Origin of the sequence: Ochrobactrum sp. C6C9 (genome assembly GCF_022627935.1) — a bacterium.
GTDB lineage: Bacteria > Pseudomonadota > Alphaproteobacteria > Rhizobiales > Rhizobiaceae > Brucella > Brucella teleogrylli.
In genome coordinates this window covers 106,593-123,332 of the sequence record NZ_JABXGB010000005.1, presented here as the reverse complement: position 1 = coordinate 123,332, position 16,740 = coordinate 106,593, and the positions used below count along the sequence as shown (strand labels likewise).

Genomic DNA, 16,740 nt, shown 5'->3' with positions numbered 1-16,740 from the left:
AAGACCCGAAAGCCGAAGCTTTCGGGCCAGATTATTGTGTCGTCAGGGAAAACTTAGAGCGTGAACTGATCGCCAAGATAGAGACGACGGACGTCAGGATTGGCGACGATCTCGGCCGGGCGGCCATGGGTCAGCACCTGACCGGCGTGAATAATATAGGCGCGGTCGATCAGACCGAGCGTTTCACGCACATTGTGGTCGGTGATGAGAACACCGATGCCGCGACTGGTCAGATGGCGCACGAGCTGCTGAATATCCGAAACCGCGATGGGATCGACGCCCGCGAAAGGCTCATCGAGCAGCATGAAATTCGGGCGCGAGGCAAGCGCGCGCGCAATTTCCAGACGACGGCGCTCACCGCCCGACAGCGAGATGGCGGGCGCCTTGCGCAGATGCGCGATATGGAACTCTTCCAGCAGCGCGTCGAGTTCGGAAGCGCGCTTCTTGCGGTCCTTTTCGACCACTTCAAGCACGGCCTTGATATTGTTCTCGACCGAAAGGCCACGGAAAATCGAGGCTTCCTGCGGCAGATAGCCGATACCAAGACGCGAACGGCGATACATCGGCATGGATGTCACGTCGAAACCGTCGATTTCGATAGAACCGGCATCGGCTGGAACCAGACCCGTCACCATATAGAAACAGGTGGTCTTGCCCGCACCGTTAGGGCCGAGGATGCCAACCGCCTCGCCAGCGCGCACGCCAAACGACACGCCATTGACGACCTGACGGCCACGATAGCTCTTGCAGAGGCCGCGCGCGACCAGCGTGCCTTTCAGGCGCGCCGTCTTGCCCGGCTGTGCTGGCATGGCGCCATGAGGTTCACCCGAAGAGCCGACACTCTCGGCAACCGCTTGCGGCTCGCCGTCTTTCTTGTTCCAGAACAATCCCACACGTGCTCCGGTCAGTTCTGCTTGGGCGCGGCACCGCCCTGCTGTTGATCCTTCGGCGCCATGATGATCGACACGCGGCCCTTGCTGTTCGCGCCGCTCTTGCAGCTTTCGACATTGGCGCGGCCCGTATCGAGATGCGCCGTCAGCTTGCAACCGGTGACGACATTGTCACCATCCGTCAGAACGACCTTCGAGCCTTCGAGAATCATGATCTGGTTTTTTGCGTCGTAACGACCGGTATCGCCGGTCGCGACCTGCGTGCCCGACTTCAGGTAAACCTTGCCGGATATATCGATGTGATCGATGCTCGACGAATCGAGGCCACCGACACCGGCGCTTGCCGGTTCCTTCGGGGCTTCGCCGTCCTTGGCCGCCTTGTTGTAATAGACAGTCATCAGACCTGCCTTCAACAGCGCGTCGCCCTGCGCCACAGAAACATTGCCGGTGAAAACCGCAACGCCTTCCTTGTCGCGCATTTCCAGCTTGTCGGCATCGATCTTGACCGGTGCCTTGCTGTTGGAAAGCTTGAGGCCGTTCACTGCGCCGCCTGCGGCTTCCTGTGCGGAAGCGGCAAAAGGAGCGGCAACGATGCCAAGCGCCAGAACTGCGAATCCTGCCCGCATCGTGCGAGCCATAGTGCCCTTGATCATCTTGCCCGTCTCACGTTCCATAAATTCAGTCCCCGAATGCAGGCGTCATGATGTAAACAACCTGCCTCCAGATGCAACATTAAGCACTTTGACGCCAAATGGGAACATAAGGCTTTGCAAAATGCGTATAAAAAACAAATCCGCGCCAGGCCCGAAAATGGGGCTGAACGCCGGATATGCCGTTCTTTTGCACCCGGTCAGGGCGCCTTGTTTCCCGAAACCACGCTGCCGTCAACGGTCATCTGAACGCGGTTCTCAAAAATCAGAACCTTGCCGTTGTCCTTGACCTGCATGGTATCGGCCAGAATACGCGTATTTCCGCTGCGAATATCGACCGGCTTGTCGGTTGTGATCTGTCCGCTCTTCAGATTGACATCTGCCGAACGCATCACCGCACGCAAACCTTCATTCGTGGTTACGACAAAGTCCTTATCAAGTTGCAAACGACCATTGGCATTATCGTAAATGCCGGAGGCCGCCTCGACCTTTGCCGTGCCTCTTTCACCGACCGGCAGTTCCGCCTGAATGCCTTCCAGGGTGATGACGCCGCTATTTTTGGCATCCTGCGTCGCCTTGGAGGCGGTCATCGAATAGGGCTTGTTGTCCTTGGTGTAACCGTTGAGATGCGGGCTGGCCATGACGAGCTTGCCGTTCTCGCCGCCCGTATTCATCTCGACCTTGATCGGGGTCGCCGGCGTTGCCAGAAATGTGTACCAGGAAAACACCGCTGCAAGCGCGACGGCCGCGACCGGCAGGGCGGTTTTCAATACCCGCACCCGGATCGAATGGCGCTGCGCGGCATGAAAAAGCGACTCGGCCTTCTGGGACGCACCAAAACGCACGCCGCCCTTGCCGCGCCCGGAAGGGGCTGCGGTCTGCGCAACGGGGCTGTTTGTGGTGTCGGTTGTCATGACGTCCTTCAGATAATCCACGGCACTCAATTCAAGAAACTTCCGGTCAATAAACTTACGGTCGAGAAACACCCGCCCAGAAGACAGGCGCACGCCCGATGTAAGGTCCATTCCCTGCAATCAATAGGCGCTTTTTCATTTTAATATGGTTTATTTGGGATAATTTGATCGGATGCTCAATAGCAAGAAGGCGACACAAAATATCGCACCTGCCTCAAACTGAAAGACAAGCACGCCTATCCCATTGATATTTCATCACAATCAGCACCTACCTTAATTAGGTAGAATGCTAATCAACTCTTTGATACCACAAATTGCTCTTGAATTACAGCGCGTCGCAGGGCCGCTAAACTTGCAAATGAGCCCGGTTTTTTGACCAAAGACAGAATCTTTCGTCCCCATGTCATGACAATGCAGTTCTGCAGCACTATCTCTTTGAAATCTGTAGCAAGATCGAAGCTCTTGCCGCCCGACTGAATTGGGGGCACAAAGATCGCCAGAGTTTTCGGGATCGCCCCTCGGGGCCGCTCATATTGATAAAGACGATTGGATGGACAAATATGGCCCAGGACGCCGAAGCACTGATAGAAAGACGAAAGCTGCGCCGCAAGCTGACCGTCTGGCGCGTGGCTTTTCTGCTTCTGCTCGCCGTTCTGATCGCCGGTTTCGCCTCATGGTCGATGCGCGGCGCCAATCTCACCCAGCCGCATATCGCCAAGGTGCGCATCGAAGGCACTATTTTCGAGAATGAGGAGCTTCTGAAGCGTCTCGACCGGATCGCCAAGAACGATGCGGTGAAGGGCGTGATTCTGGTTCTCGATTCGCCCGGCGGCACAACGGTGGGCGGCGAAGCGATTTTTGAAGCCGTGCGCAAGATCGCCGAGAAAAAGCCGGTCGTCACGCAGGTTGGCACACTGGCTGCCTCTGCCGGCTATATGATCGCCAGCGCTTCCGACCATATCGTGGCGCGGCAGACCTCCATCATCGGCTCCATCGGTGTGCTGTTCCAGTATCCCGACCTTTCGAAGCTTCTCGACACAATCGGCGTCAAAGTCGAAACCATCAAATCCGCGCCGCTGAAAGCGGAACCCAATTATTTCAGCCCGGCCAGCGACGAAGCCAAGGGCATGATCCGCAACATGATCATGGATTCCTATGCCTGGTTCGTGGACATTGTGGAAAAGCGCCGCTCGTTTACGCATGAACAGGCGCTGGCGCTCGCCAATGGCGCGGTTTTCACAGGCCGTCAGGCGCTGGAGAAAAAACTTATCGATGGGCTTGGCGGTGAGGACGAAGCCGTGGCCTGGCTTGGCACCAAGGGCGTTTCCACCACCTTGCCACGCCTTGAATGGAAGCCGGTCAATTCCGAAACGGGTTTTTCGCTGCGCGATCTCATCATCCATGCCGGTGCGCGGCTGATCGGTCTGCCGCAGGAAGCCGATAGTATGCTCAAGGGGATAGCAAAGGATCGCATCTTTCTTGACGGACTTCTCTCGGTTTGGCACGTTGACGGAACGCCAGATGCAAATTCAGCAAACTAACAATGTCCGGCGTCAAGGCCTGACAGCACATAACAGGAAACAGGGGTAAAGCCGTGATCAAATCGGAACTCGTTCAGATTATCGCCAGCCGCAATCCGCATCTCTTTCAGCGCGATGTCGAAAACATCGTCGGCGCGGTTTTCGACGAGATCACCAATGCACTCGCGGACGGTAACCGCGTCGAGCTGCGTGGCTTCGGCGCTTTCTCGGTCAAGAACCGCCCCGCCCGCAGTGGTCGCAACCCGCGCACCGGTGAAACGGTGGATGTGGAAGAAAAGTGGGTTCCCTTCTTCAAGACCGGCAAGGAGCTGCGCGACCGTCTCAACGGCGCCGTCTGATAGAAGATCATGCTGGCAAAACGTATTGTCGCAATCGTCATTCTGGTCCCGCTCGCGGTCATTCTGATCGCGCTGTCGGTTGCCAATCGTGCGTCCACGATCCTGACGGTTGATCCGTTCAATCCGGGCAATCCGGCCTTGTCCTACAGCGCGCCGCTGTTCGTCTGGCTGTTTGGCGCGCTGCTCGTCGGCGTGGTGATCGGCTCTGCTGTGACCTGGCTAACGCAGGGCAAGCACCGCCGCCGCGTTCGTGACAGCAAGCAGGAAGCAGCCCGTCTGCTGGAACGCGCAGAAGCCGCCGAGAGGCGCAACACATCGGTCGCGAACACCTGAAACGCCCCCTCTTCGCAAGCCCGGAAGCGAAACTTCCGGGTTTTCCGGCCCTGAAAAGGCCTGCGCACGGGAAAGAACGTCGTTTTCCCCTTCCACACCGGCCTTGTTTATCCTACCTAGACCGCAATCACTGTGATTGGAGTTTCGGGTGAAAGCGCCAAAGGGAAAAGGCAAAAAGCCGTCGGGTGGCAAACAGGATCGCGGTTTTGAACGCGCGAAGCATGATGCGCCGCGTCATGAAAACAAGTTTGAATCCGCCAATCCGGGTAAAGGCCAGGCGTTCAAAAAGCCGCGTCCGCAATTTGCCAAGGCAGGCCCAAAGCCGGTAGCCGCCGAAGAACGCGAACGTCCCGCCGCCCCGCAGCGCGAAATCAAGCCCTATACCGGCCCTCGCCCGGGCGAAAAACTCCCGGTCATCCTCGAAACAGAACCGTCCGCCGATTATGCGCTGCTCGACAGCGGCAACGGGCTGAAGCTTGAGCAATACGGTCTCTACCGCATCGTTCGCCCGGAAGGTCAGGCGATCTGGCTGCCCAGCCTGCCGCAAAAGGAATGGGATCAGGCCGATGCGGTCTTCACCGGCAATACGGACGAGGAAGGCATCGGACGCTGGGCGTTCCCGAAAGTGCCGCTCGGCGAAACATGGCCGATGCAGCATGACGGCATTTCCTTCCACGGTCGCTTCACCTCTTTCCGCCATGTCGGCGTATTTCCCGAACAGGCCGCGCACTGGTCTTTCATGGATGGCCTTATCCGCGATGGCGTGAAATCCGGACGCAACGTGAAGGTGCTGAACCTGTTCGGCTATACGGGCGTTGCCTCGCTGGTTGCAGCCCGCGCCGGTGCGGAAGTCACTCATGTGGACGCGTCGAAAAAAGCCATCATCTGGGCGCGCGAAAATCAGGAAATGGCGGGCCTGTCGGACAAGCCGATCCGCTGGATTTGCGAAGACGCGATGAAATTTGTGGCGCGCGAAGAACGCCGTGGCAGTTTCTACGACATTATCCTGCTTGACCCGCCCGCCTACGGGCGCGGACCGAGCGGCGAAGTCTGGCAACTGTTCGAGCATCTGCCCGCCATGGTCGATACGTGCCGTTCGATCCTGACGCCGAAGCCGCTCGCCGTGATCCTGACAGCCTATTCGATCCGCGCATCGTTTTTCGCGATTCATGAGCTGATGCGCGACCGCTTCACCGGCCTTGGCGGCACAGTCGAATCGGGCGAACTTATTCTGCGTGAGCGTTCTGCTGGGCGCGCGCTTTCAACATCCATGTTCAGCCGCTGGGTAGCCAAATGAGCCGTAACGACGATTTTTCCAGAAACAGCGGTTCGCGCGGTAATCATTCAGGTGAGCACTCCAAAGTCGGTCAGGTGAAGGAAGTCACCAGCCTGACCAACCCGATCGTCAAGGATCTGCGCTCGCTGGCGCTGAAGAAATTCCGCGATCAGCAGGGCGTGTTCCTCGCCGAAGGGCTGAAGCTCGTCATCGACGCGCTGGAGCAGGACTGGCGCATCAAGACGCTGGTTTTCGCCAAATCCGGCAAGGGCAACAAAATGGTCGAGCAGGTCGCCGCCCGCACCTTCGCCAAGGGCGGACTGGTGCTGGAAGTGACCGAAAAGGTGATTGCCGCGATCACCCGCCGCGACAATCCCCAGGTGGTGGTTGGCGTTTTCGAACAGCAATACCAGCATTTGGCGAGCCTCAGACCGAAGCACAATGATGTTTATATCGCGCTCGACCGCGTGCGCGATCCGGGCAATCTCGGCACGGTCATCCGCACCGCCGACGCAGTCGGGGCAAAAGGCGTCATCCTGATCGGTGACACCACCGATCCCTATTCGCTCGAAACCGTGCGCGCCACCATGGGGTCGGTCTTTTCCGTACCGCTCTACAAGACGACGGAAAATGACTTCCTCAACTGGCGCAAGGGTTTCTCCGGTCTGATCGTCGGCACGCATCTGAAGGGCGCTGTCGATTACCGCACCATTCCCTATGCCAACAAGCCTGTCGTGCTGATGATGGGCAATGAGCAGCAGGGCCTGCCGGACAATCTCGCCAATGCATGCGACAAGCTTGCGCGCATTCCGCAGGCAGGCCGCGCCGATTCGCTCAATCTCGCCATCGCCACCGGCGTCATGCTCTATGAAATCCGCCGTGAGGCGCTTACCCTCGACGAAAGAGGTTAGTCATGAAGCGCCACGCGGTTCTGTCCTCGCTTTTCGTCGTCATTCTCACGTTTCTGATTGATCAGGGCGTCAAGCATCTGGTCGAAACCCGCATGGACTACGCCCAGCAGATCGACCTGCTGCCGTTTCTGGCGCTGTTTCGCACGCATAATGAAGGCATCGCCTTCTCCATGCTCGCCGGGCTGCACGACTGGGGTCTGCTGGCGTTGACAGCTGCGGTCATCGTCTTCGTGCTTTATCTCTGGTGGACGAATGCGCATGACCGCGTCTTTGCGCGCTATGGTTTTGCGCTGGTGATCGGCGGCGCCATCGGCAATCTGATCGACCGCGTGATGCATGGCTATGTGGTGGATTATATCCTGTTCCACCTGCCGACATGGTCGTTTGCCGTCTTCAATCTTGCTGACACCTTTATCACCATCGGCGCGGCGCTGATCATTCTGGAAGAATTCCTCGGCTGGCGGCGCGAACGCGCTGCCCGATAAGCCACTCATATGACCCCCAATATATTGCGGGCACCCGGGTAACTTGATCGTTATTGGGCTTTCGCATAACGTGAAGGCTGTAATTTTAAAGACTTTTGAAGGGGATAAGCGGCGCCCAGCCGAAATGACACATTGGTGACACGCTTCTGTCATCCTCACGTAGCACTCGCTCTCTAGTACGTCGGCCAGATGCAGTTCAGGTTGCGCCGCCGACCTATAAATGAGAAGGCCAATTCCACTGCCTAATCGGTGGGAAAAGGTTCAGGAATACGTGAATAGACAAATCAGGAGCGAATCATCATGACAGTACTGCTTGGAATGGGCCAGCAAATCATTGATGATACGGTCATGTCAGGCTTAGAAGCACAACAGGCGCTATTCGCAACCGGTGAAGACCCGATCGTTCTCGGACGTATCGGCTCGCTGGAAGTGCGACTTGCAAACTCCCGTGAGGCCATCGAGGCCGCGCAGGAACTTCGGTTCCGCGTGTTCTTCGAGGAAATGGGTGCGCGCAAGGAATCCATCGAGGCCGTGGAGCTTCGCGATGCCGACCGTTTCGACACGATCTGCGATCACCTTCTCGTCTATGACACGGCCCTGCCAGTCCCCGAGCACCAGCAGATCGTCGGCACTTACCGGCTGATGCGCAGCGATCAGGCCGACAAGGCGCTCGGTTTCTATTCGGCGGATGAATATGACGTGCAGCGCCTGGCGCTGTCCCGCCCCAATCTCAAGCTGCTTGAGCTTGGCCGCTCCTGCGTGAAGGCGGAATATCGTTCAAAGCGCACCGTCGAGCTGCTGTGGCAGGGCGCATGGGCCTATTGCCGCCGCCATTCGATTGACGTCATGTTCGGCTGCGCTTCGTTTCATGGCGCGGTTCCTGCCGCCCACGCGCTCGGCCTGTCGTTCCTGCACCAGAATTGCCGCGCCACGCCCGACTGGGATGTGCGCGCACTGCCGCATCGCTATCAGCCGATGGACCTGATGCCAAAGGAAGCGATCAACAACAAGGTTGCGCTGTTCTCCATGCCGCCACTGGTCAAGGGATATCTGCGCCTCGGCGCGATGATCGGCGACGGCGCGGTGATCGATGAGGCCTTCGGCACAACCGATGTGTTCATCATCCTGCCGATCGAGCGCATCTCCAGCCGCTACATCACCTATTACGGCGCTGAAGCAAACCGCTTCGTGTAGTCTGTAGCTATTTCCCCTCGCCCTTCGATCCTGAGCCCGTCGAAGGATCGAAGGGCGAGGCTTCCGAAAGCCCTCACGCCTTCCCGGCCAGTTCCTTCAGCTTATAGATCAGGTCGAGCGCTTCACGGGGCGTCAGCTCGTCGGGGCTGATGCCTGCCACCGCCCTTGCCAGTTCGCTGTCCTTTGCCGATGCCTGCGGCTTCGGCTTTTCCTGTTGCAGCACAACGGAGAAGAGCGGCAGATCGTCGATCAGTTTGTCGGCTTTGCCGGATGTTTCGCCAGCTTCCAACTGGTGCAGCACATCACGCGCGCGGTTGACGACTGCTTCCGGCAGACCGGCCAGCCGTGCCACCTGAACGCCATAGGACCGGTCGGCAGCCCCCTTGGCCACTTCATGCAGGAAGACGACATCATTGTCCCATTCCTTGACCCGCATCGTGACATTGGAAAGCCTCTCCAGCTTTTCCGAAAGTGCGGTCATCTCGTGGAAGTGAGTCGCGAACAAAGCCCGGCAGCGGTTCTTCTCATGCAGATATTCCACCGCCGCCCAGGCGATGGAAAGCCCGTCGAAGGTGGCAGTGCCACGACCGATCTCATCGAGGATGACCAGCGAACGTTCGCCCGCCTGATTGAGGATTGCCGCCGTTTCCACCATTTCGACCATGAAGGTCGAGCGTCCGCGCGCCAGATCGTCGGAAGCGCCGACGCGGCTGAACAGCCGGTCTACCACACCAATCTGCGCGGCGCCCGCAGGCACGAAGGAACCCATCTGGGCGAGGATCGCGATCAGCGCATTCTGGCGCAGGAAGGTCGATTTACCGCCCATATTCGGCCCGGTCAGCAACCAGATCGCGCCATTGCCAGCGTCGCTTTGCGGCGAGAGATCGCAATCATTGGCAACAAATGGATTGGCCGCCTGACGGCGCAGCGCCTGTTCCACCACCGGATGGCGACCGGCCACGATGTTGAAGGACAGGCTGGCATCGACCATCGGGCGGCAATAGCCCTGTTCCTCGGCCAGCACGGCAAGCGCTGCCGAAACGTCGAAGACCGAAAGAGCGGCTGCAGCAGCGCGGATCGCATCGGCATGAGAGACGGCTTCCGCCGTCAGTTCTTCGAAGATGGCGAGTTCGATAGAAAGCGCGCGGTCGGCGGCATTGGCGATTTTGCTTTCAAGCGCGGCCAGTTCCGTCGTCGTGAAACGCATGGCATTGGCCATGGTCTGACGATGGATGAAGCGCCCCTTGGCGGCATCCGTATCGGTCATCGCGCCGGAATTATTCGCCGTCACTTCGATGAAATAGCCAAGCACATTGTTGTGCTTGATCTTCAGCGACTTGATGCCGGTTTCCTCGATATAGTCAGCCTGCAAACCGGCGATCACCCGGCGGGACTGGTCGCGCAAGGCGCGCATTTCATCCAGTTCGGTGTTGTAGCCCTCGCGCACGAAACCGCCGTCGCGCTTCAACAGCGGCAGCTCGTCGGCCAGCGCCCGGTCGATATGCACGGCAAAAGCCGCAGGCATGGCGTCGAGCGCATCCCGCGCCGCAGCCAGCTCTTCCGGCAAAAGCGCGCCTTCCAACAGCGAGACCAGCGTGCCCGCTGCCTCAAAACCGCGCTGCAACGCGCCCAGATCACGTGGACCACCGCGCCCCACTGCCAGACGCGACAGCGCGCGCGGCATGTCGGGCACGCCTTTCAGCTCTGCCCGCATTCCGTTGCAAAGCGTCTGCTCGCTGAGAAAGAATGACACGGAATCAAGCCGCAATGCGATTGCCTTGGGATCGGTCAGCGGCGCGGTGAGCCGCTCCGCCAGAAGCCGCGCCCCGCCGCCAGTGACCGTGCGGTCGATGGATTTGAGCAGGCTGCCATCGCGATTTCCCGACATGGTGCGCACCAGTTCCAGACTGGCGCGCGTGGCGGGGTCGATGAAGATCGTGCCGCCTTCATGCTCGCGCTCCGGCCGCATCAGCGGCGGACGCTCGGCAATCTGCGTCTTTTCGATATAAGCGATGGCGCCGGAAATGGCCGACAGCTCCGAGCGGCTGAACTGGCCGAAACCGTCCAGCGTCGCCACATCGTAATAGCGCTGGATGCGCGCCTGTGCAGCCGCACTGTCGAACAGGGTTGCCGGCTGCGGTGACACCGCCTTGCCGACCAGATCGAAGGCCGGGCGCAATTCGGGATCGTGAAACGCCGTATCGGCCACCACCAGCTCGCGCGGATCGACGCGCATGATATCGGCAAAAAGCCGCTCTTCGGTGGTTTCGGCAACGCGGAATGTGCCGGTGGAAATGTCGATCCAGGCAAGCGCCAGCGCGCCGTCTCCCTTGGTGCGGCCAAGCGCCATCAGGAAATTGGCCTCCGACGGATCAAGCAGTTTTTCTTCCGTCAGCGTACCGGGCGTCACCAGACGGATCACATCGCGGCGCACCACGGATTTCGAGCCGCGCTTTTTGGCTTCCGCCGGGTCTTCCACCTGTTCGCAGACGGCGACGCGATAGCCCTTGGCAATGAGCTTTTGCAGATAATCGTCGGCGGCATGGACGGGCACACCGCACATGGGAATGTCTTCGCCCAGATGCTTGCCGCGCTTGGTCAGCGTGATGCCAAGTGCGCCCGACGCTTCCACCGCATCGTCGAAGAACAGCTCGTAAAAATCACCCATGCGATAGAACAGGAGCGAATCAACATTCGCCGCCTTGATCTCGATATACTGCTCCATCATGGGCGTGAGACGGACAACCGTTTCCTGTGCGGCATTTTCTTCCGCTTCCGGCTTGTCGTTTTCGCCCCGCACGTCCATGCTATAAAACCTTATTTTGTTGCGTGTTTTGCACGACCAGCGTTATTAAATTACGCATTCGTTCGTTTTTGAATGAATAACTATTCCCAAAAGCGCTGTTTACACATTTCCAGACTGGCGCTATCGAATGCGACCGCACAAGATTCCGGAGGGAACATGCCAGTCTCGACGCCGAAGGGCAACACGCCAGAACGCACACCCACAGCCAGTGAGAAAGAAGCGCTCGACTTTCACGCGCAGGGCCGCCCCGGCAAGCTGGAAATCAACCCTACAAAACCGATGACCACCCAGCGCGACCTGTCGCTGGCCTATTCGCCGGGCGTGGCCGTGCCGGTCAAGGCCATCGCGGAAGACGCCGCGCGCGCCTATGACTATACGGCCAAGGGCAATCTCGTCGCCGTCATTTCCAACGGCACCGCCATTCTCGGCCTCGGCAATCTCGGCGCACTGGCGTCGAAGCCGGTCATGGAAGGCAAAGCCGTTCTGTTCAAGCGCTTTGCCGATGTCGATTCCATCGATCTTGAAATCGATACGACCGATATCGACGCCTTCATCAACGCTGTGCGTTATCTTGGGCCCTCCTTTGGCGGCATCAATCTGGAAGACATCAAGGCGCCAGACTGCTTCATCATCGAGCAGCGCCTGCGCGAGCTGATGGACATTCCGGTTTTCCACGACGACCAGCATGGCACCGCGATCATCGCTGCCGCCGGTCTGATCAATTCGCTGCATCTGACCGGACGCGACATGAAGACGACCAAGCTCGTCTGCAATGGCGCAGGTTCCGCGGGCATCGCCTGTATCGAGCTGATCAAGGCCATGGGCTTTGCGCCGGAAAACATCATCCTGTGCGACACCAAGGGCGTCGTCTATCAGGGCCGTGAAGAAGGCATGAACCAGTGGAAATCGGCGCATGCGGTCAAGACCGACCGCCGTTCGCTGACCGATGCGCTGAAAGATGCGGATGTGTTCTTCGGCCTCTCGGCCAAGGGTGCCCTGACCGAAGAGATGGTGCGCGCCATGGCGCCCAATCCGATCATCTTCGCGATGGCCAACCCCGACCCGGAAATCACCCCGGAAGAAGTCGCCCGCATTCGCGATGACGCCATCGTCGCCACCGGTCGTTCGGACTATCCGAACCAGGTCAACAATGTGCTTGGCTTCCCTTACATCTTCCGCGGTGCGCTCGACGTGCGCGCCACGACGATCAACGACGCGATGAAGATCGCCGCCGTCAATGCGCTGGCGGAGCTTGCCCGCGAAGACGTGCCGGACGATGTGGTCGCCGCCTATCAGGGCAGCCGCCCGCGCTTCGGCCCGAGCTATATCATTCCGGTGCCGTTCGATCCGCGTCTGCTCGCTTCCGTTTCGGCAGCCGTCGCCAAGGCCGCGATTGAAACCGGCGTTGCCGGTCACATCATCACCGACCTTGAAGGCTACAAGAGCGAATTGTCGGCGCGCCGCGATCCGATCGCCTCGACGCTGCGCGGGATTTACGAGCGTGTGCGTCGCCAGCCAAAGCGCATCGTCTTTGCCGAAGGTGAAGAAGAGCAGGTCATGCGCGCCGCCGTTTCCTATGTGAATCAGGGGCTCGGCACCGCCATCCTCGTCGGTCGCGACGAGCGCATCAAGGACACTGCCAAAGCCGCAGGCATGGACCTCGACCGCCCCGGCATCGAGATCATCAATGCGCGCCTTTCCAGCCGCAATTCGGCCTATGCCGACTATCTCTATGAGAAATTGCAGCGCAAGGGCTATCTGGCGCGCGATTGCCACCGCCTCATCAACAATGACCGCAATCATTTCGCGGCCTGCATGGTGGCGCTGGGCGATGCCGATGGCATGGTGACGGGCGTGACCCGCAACTACGCGGTCGGCCTGGAAGATGTGCGCCGCGTGGTCGATTCCAAGCCCGGCCATCGCGTGGTTGGTGTTTCCATCGCGCTCTGCCGCGGTCGCACCGTGTTCATCGCCGATACGGCCGTGCATGAAAAGCCGACCGCCGACGAGCTTGCCGATATTGCGGTGGAAGCCGCAGGCATGGCGCGTCGCATGGGCTATGTGCCGCGCGTTGCGCTCACCGCCTTCTCGACCTTCGGCCATATGGGCGGCGAAAGCTCGGCCCGCATTCAGGAAGCGGTGCGCATTCTCCACACGCGCCATGTCGATTTCGAATTCGACGGCGAAATGAGCGCTGATGTGGCGCTGAACCCTAAGCTAATGGAACAATATCCGTTCATCCGCCTGTCGGGTCCCGCCAATGTCATCGTAACGCCAGACAATCATTCGGCGTCGATTGCCGCCAATATGTTGCAGGAACTGGGCGGCGCGACCATTATTGGCCCGCTTTTGGTCGGTCTCGACAAGCCGGCGCAGATCGTCAGCATCGGCGCGAAGGATTCCGATATCGTCAATATGGCGGCTATCGCGGCCTATAATGCGACGAACTGAAATATTAGCGAATAATAACAAACAAGGCCGGGGAAACCCGGCCTTTCCTTTTGCATATTCATCCATTGTAAAAGCCGCTATAGGATAGTCTTGTCACCGCAATTCCTTTCCCGAAAAGCCGGACCTGCAAGCCGCATGAGCGCACACGACCTGAAGCTGGAAGAGATCGTCAATCCCGAAACGCTCCGTCGCAAGCTCAATGAGCTGGCGGATTCGACCGACGAAAGCTATACGAGCCTTCCCGTGCGCAAGGTGGTCCTGCACGCGCTAAAAGATGCGCTGGTACGCGGTCGCGCCAATGCGGAAGGGCTGCTGATGAAGGATGGCGGCGGCACGCTCTGCGCCCGCCGCCTCTCCTATCTCATGGACACGCTGATTGAGGCGCTGTTCGAATTTGCGACCACCAAGGTCTATCCGATGGTCAATCCGTCCAAGGCGGAAAACATGGCCATCGTCGCAGTCGGCGGTTATGGGCGCAACGGGCTGGCGCCGGGTTCCGACATCGACCTTCTGTTCCTGCTGCCCTACAAGCAGACGCCGTGGGGCGAGCAGGTCGTCGAATATATGCTTTACATGCTCTGGGACATGGGGCTGAAAGTCGGCAACTCGACACGCAATATCGATGAGTGCATCCGGCTGTCGCGCGAAGACATGACGATCCGCACCGCCATTCTCGACGCGCGTTTTCTCACCGGCAACAAGGATCTGTTCACCGCGCTCGTCTCCCGCTTCGATGAGGAAATCGTCAAGGATACCGGGCCCGAATTCATCCAGGCCAAGCTTGCCGAGCGCGACGAACGCCACCGCAAGGCGGGCGAGACGCGCTATCTGGTGGAGCCCAATGTCAAGGAAGGCAAAGGCGGCCAGCGCGATCTGCATACGCTGTTCTGGATCGCCAAATATTTCTATCGCGTCAAAACCAAGGAAGAGCTGGTCAAGCTCGGCGTGCTGTCACGTGCCGAATTGCGCATTTTCAACAAGGCGGAAGATTTTCTCTGGGCTGTGCGCTGCCACATGCATTTCGCCACGCTGAAAGCGGAAGAGCGCCTTTCCTTCGACATTCAGCCGGAAATCGCCCAGCGCCTTGGCTATACCGCGCATCCCGGACAGAACCATGTCGAGCGCTTCATGAAGCATTATTTCCTCGTGGCCAAGGATGTCGGCGACCTGACCCGCATCATCTGCGCCGCGCTGGAAGAGGAACAGGCCAAGCATGTGCCGGGCTTCAACCGCATTTTCCTCACCTTTTCGCGCCGCAAGCGCAAGCTTTCGACCGATGGCTATTTCGTCTCCGAAAACCATCGCATCAACACCGCGCGCCCCGACGTGTTTTCGGAAGATCCGGTCAATATCATCCGCATCTTCCAGTTGGCCGACAAGCACGGGCTGGAGTTTCACCCGGAAGCGATGCAGCAGCTGACCCGCTCGCTGAAACTCATCAATGCCGATCTGCGCGAGAACCCCGAAGCCAACAAGCTTTTCCTCGACGTTCTGACATCGCCGCGCAATCCCGAACTGATCCTGCGCCGCATGAACGAATCCGGCGTGCTGGGCAAGTTCATCCCGGATTTCGGCAAGATCGTCGCCATGATGCAGTTCAACATGTATCACCACTATACGGTGGACGAACATCTCTTACGCTGCATTGCCGTGCTGTCGGAAATCGAGCATGGCGAACTGGAAAACGAGCATCCGCTTTCCAACCATCTAATCACCACGATCAAGCGCGACCGCAATCTGCTCTATGTGGCACTTCTCCTGCACGATATCGCCAAGGGTCGCCCGGAAGATCATTCGATTGCCGGTGCCCGCATTGCCCGCAAGCTTTGCCCGCGCTTCGGCCTCTCCCCTTCCGAGACGGAGACGGTGGAATGGCTGGTGCGCGAACATCTGACCATGAGCATGGTGGCCCAGTCGCGCGATCTCAACGACCGCAAGACCATCATCGACTTTGGCGACACGGTGCAGACCATGGAACGGCTGAAGCTGCTCCTGATCCTGACCGTCTGCGATATCAAGGCCGTCGGCCCCGGTGTCTGGAACGGCTGGAAGGGCCAGCTTCTGCGCACGCTTTTCTATGAAACCGAACTGGTGCTGACCGGCGGCTTCTCCGAGCTGTCGCGCGCCGACCGCGACCGGCAGGCCCGTGAAGCGCTGGCCGAAAAGCTTTCCGACTGGCCAACGCCTGAGCGCGACGCCTATCTTGGCCTGCATTACATCAATTATTTCCTGACCGTCAGCCTAGACGATCAGGTGCGCCACGCCCATTTCATCCGCGAAGCCGACCGGGCGGGCCGCGCCCTTGCCACCATGGCCAAGCCACAGAGCTTCGAAGCCGTGACCGAAATCACCGTTCTTGCGCCCGACCATCCGCGCCTCTTGTCGATCATCACCGGCGCCTGCGCTGCCGCAGGCGGCAACATCGTCGATGCGCAGATCTTCACCACCGGCGACGGACGCGCGCTCGATACGATCCTGATCAGCCGCGAATTCGATCTGGATGAGGATGAACGCCGCCGCGCCGAGCGCGTGGGCAAGGTGATCGAAGATGTGCTTTCCGGCAAGGCGCATCTGCCCGATGTGCTGGCCAAGCGCACCAAGCCGAAGAAGAACGCCAAGGCCTTCACCGTGGAACCGCGTGTCGAGATCAACAACACGCTGTCGAACAAGTTCACCGTCATCGAAGTGGAAGGTCTGGACCGTCCCGGCCTTTTGTCGGAACTGACTGGCCTTATTTCCGACCTTTCGCTGGATATTGCTTCGGCGCATATCACGACCTTCGGCGAAAAGGTCATCGACAGTTTTTATGTAACGGACCTCGTGGGTCACAAGATTTCAAACGCCACCCGCCAGGGCAATATCCGGCGCAAGGTTCTTGCGTTGCTCAGCGGCGAAAACGGCAGCAAGGCCAATGGCCGCTCGTCGCAGGCAGCATAAGTTAGGTTTCTCAA

Annotated in this window: 13 protein-coding genes; 9 read left to right on the top strand and 4 right to left on the bottom strand. The window is 59.1% G+C overall.

Going from position 1 to position 16,740, the window contains the following annotated elements; translation table 11 throughout:
- Positions 1-53 precede the first annotated feature (53 nt).
- From lptB to lptC, 3 genes are all read right to left on the bottom strand, one after another.
- A complete protein-coding gene (gene lptB, locus HWD97_RS05560) occupies positions 54-893 on the bottom strand; it encodes an LPS export ABC transporter ATP-binding protein (RefSeq protein ID WP_109368183.1) in 840 nt (279 codons plus the stop codon).
- A gap of 11 nt (positions 894-904) precedes the next feature.
- Positions 905-1,564, bottom strand: a complete 660-nt coding sequence (locus HWD97_RS05555; RefSeq protein WP_109368182.1) for an LptA/OstA family protein — start codon at positions 1,562-1,564, stop codon at positions 905-907.
- 176 nt (positions 1,565-1,740) lie between these two features.
- On the bottom strand, positions 1,741-2,454 hold the full coding sequence (gene lptC / locus HWD97_RS05550) for an LPS export ABC transporter periplasmic protein LptC (RefSeq protein WP_371834874.1): 714 nt from the start codon (positions 2,452-2,454) through the stop codon (positions 1,741-1,743).
- 560 nt (positions 2,455-3,014) lie between these two features.
- On the opposite strand from lptC, the gene sppA reads away from it, so the two are divergent.
- From sppA to HWD97_RS05515, 7 genes are all read left to right on the top strand, one after another.
- On the top strand, positions 3,015-3,995 hold the full coding sequence (sppA, locus tag HWD97_RS05545) for a signal peptide peptidase SppA (protein ID WP_109368181.1): 981 nt from the start codon (positions 3,015-3,017) through the stop codon (positions 3,993-3,995).
- A 53-nt stretch (positions 3,996-4,048) separates the two neighbouring features.
- The gene (locus tag HWD97_RS05540; protein ID WP_061344837.1) at positions 4,049-4,333 is read left to right on the top strand and encodes an integration host factor subunit beta; all 285 of its coding nucleotides are present in this window, start codon (positions 4,049-4,051) and stop codon (positions 4,331-4,333) included.
- Between the two features lie 9 nt (positions 4,334-4,342).
- Complete coding sequence (locus tag HWD97_RS05535; RefSeq protein WP_121537120.1) at positions 4,343-4,666, top strand: lipopolysaccharide assembly protein LapA domain-containing protein; 324 nt, start codon at positions 4,343-4,345, stop codon at positions 4,664-4,666.
- Between the two features lie 148 nt (positions 4,667-4,814).
- The gene (locus tag HWD97_RS05530) at positions 4,815-5,963 is read left to right on the top strand and encodes a class I SAM-dependent methyltransferase (protein ID WP_371834860.1); all 1,149 of its coding nucleotides are present in this window, start codon (positions 4,815-4,817) and stop codon (positions 5,961-5,963) included.
- Entirely contained in the window at positions 5,960-6,853 is an 894-nt protein-coding gene (locus HWD97_RS05525; RefSeq protein WP_121537116.1) for an RNA methyltransferase, read from the top strand. The genes HWD97_RS05530 and HWD97_RS05525 overlap by 4 nt, the downstream gene beginning before the upstream one ends.
- 2 nt (positions 6,854-6,855) lie before the next feature.
- Positions 6,856-7,338 carry a signal peptidase II gene (gene lspA / locus HWD97_RS05520; RefSeq protein ID WP_371834859.1) on the top strand — a complete coding sequence of 161 codons (483 nt, stop codon included), beginning with the start codon at positions 6,856-6,858 and terminating at the stop codon, positions 7,336-7,338.
- A 300-nt stretch (positions 7,339-7,638) separates the two neighbouring features.
- Positions 7,639-8,532, top strand: a complete 894-nt coding sequence (locus HWD97_RS05515) for a GNAT family N-acetyltransferase (RefSeq protein WP_180917927.1) — start codon at positions 7,639-7,641, stop codon at positions 8,530-8,532.
- A gap of 73 nt (positions 8,533-8,605) precedes the next feature.
- Here the strand turns inward: HWD97_RS05515 and mutS are convergent, their stop codons facing one another.
- Positions 8,606-11,338, bottom strand: coding sequence for a DNA mismatch repair protein MutS (gene mutS / locus HWD97_RS05510; protein WP_121537112.1), 2,733 nt, complete (start codon positions 11,336-11,338; stop codon positions 8,606-8,608).
- 156 nt (positions 11,339-11,494) lie between these two features.
- Between mutS and HWD97_RS05505 the strand changes: the two genes are divergently transcribed.
- Both HWD97_RS05505 and HWD97_RS05500 read left to right on the top strand, forming a co-directional pair.
- Positions 11,495-13,789, top strand: coding sequence for an NADP-dependent malic enzyme (locus HWD97_RS05505; RefSeq protein ID WP_109368175.1), 2,295 nt, complete (start codon positions 11,495-11,497; stop codon positions 13,787-13,789).
- A gap of 135 nt (positions 13,790-13,924) precedes the next feature.
- Entirely contained in the window at positions 13,925-16,726 is a 2,802-nt protein-coding gene (locus HWD97_RS05500) for a [protein-PII] uridylyltransferase (protein WP_109368174.1), read from the top strand.
- The last annotated feature ends 14 nt before the right edge of the window (positions 16,727-16,740 follow it).

Excerpts from the sequence above, each read along its gene's own strand:
- HWD97_RS05555 (WP_109368182.1), bottom strand. The coding sequence starts at position 1,564 with ATGGAACGTGAGACGGGCAAGATGATCAAGGGCACTATGGCTCGCACG.
- lptC (WP_371834874.1), bottom strand. The coding sequence starts at position 2,454 with ATGACAACCGACACCACAAACAGCCCCGTTGCGCAGACCGCAGCCCCT.
- sppA (WP_109368181.1), top strand. The coding sequence starts at position 3,015 with ATGGCCCAGGACGCCGAAGCACTGATAGAAAGACGAAAGCTGCGCCGC.
- HWD97_RS05535 (WP_121537120.1), top strand. The coding sequence starts at position 4,343 with ATGCTGGCAAAACGTATTGTCGCAATCGTCATTCTGGTCCCGCTCGCG.
- HWD97_RS05525 (WP_121537116.1), top strand. The coding sequence starts at position 5,960 with ATGAGCCGTAACGACGATTTTTCCAGAAACAGCGGTTCGCGCGGTAAT.
- lspA (WP_371834859.1), top strand. The coding sequence starts at position 6,856 with ATGAAGCGCCACGCGGTTCTGTCCTCGCTTTTCGTCGTCATTCTCACG.
- HWD97_RS05515 (WP_180917927.1), top strand. The coding sequence starts at position 7,639 with ATGACAGTACTGCTTGGAATGGGCCAGCAAATCATTGATGATACGGTC.
- mutS (WP_121537112.1), bottom strand. The coding sequence starts at position 11,338 with ATGGACGTGCGGGGCGAAAACGACAAGCCGGAAGCGGAAGAAAATGCC.
- HWD97_RS05505 (WP_109368175.1), top strand. The coding sequence starts at position 11,495 with ATGCCAGTCTCGACGCCGAAGGGCAACACGCCAGAACGCACACCCACA.
- HWD97_RS05500 (WP_109368174.1), top strand. The coding sequence starts at position 13,925 with ATGAGCGCACACGACCTGAAGCTGGAAGAGATCGTCAATCCCGAAACG.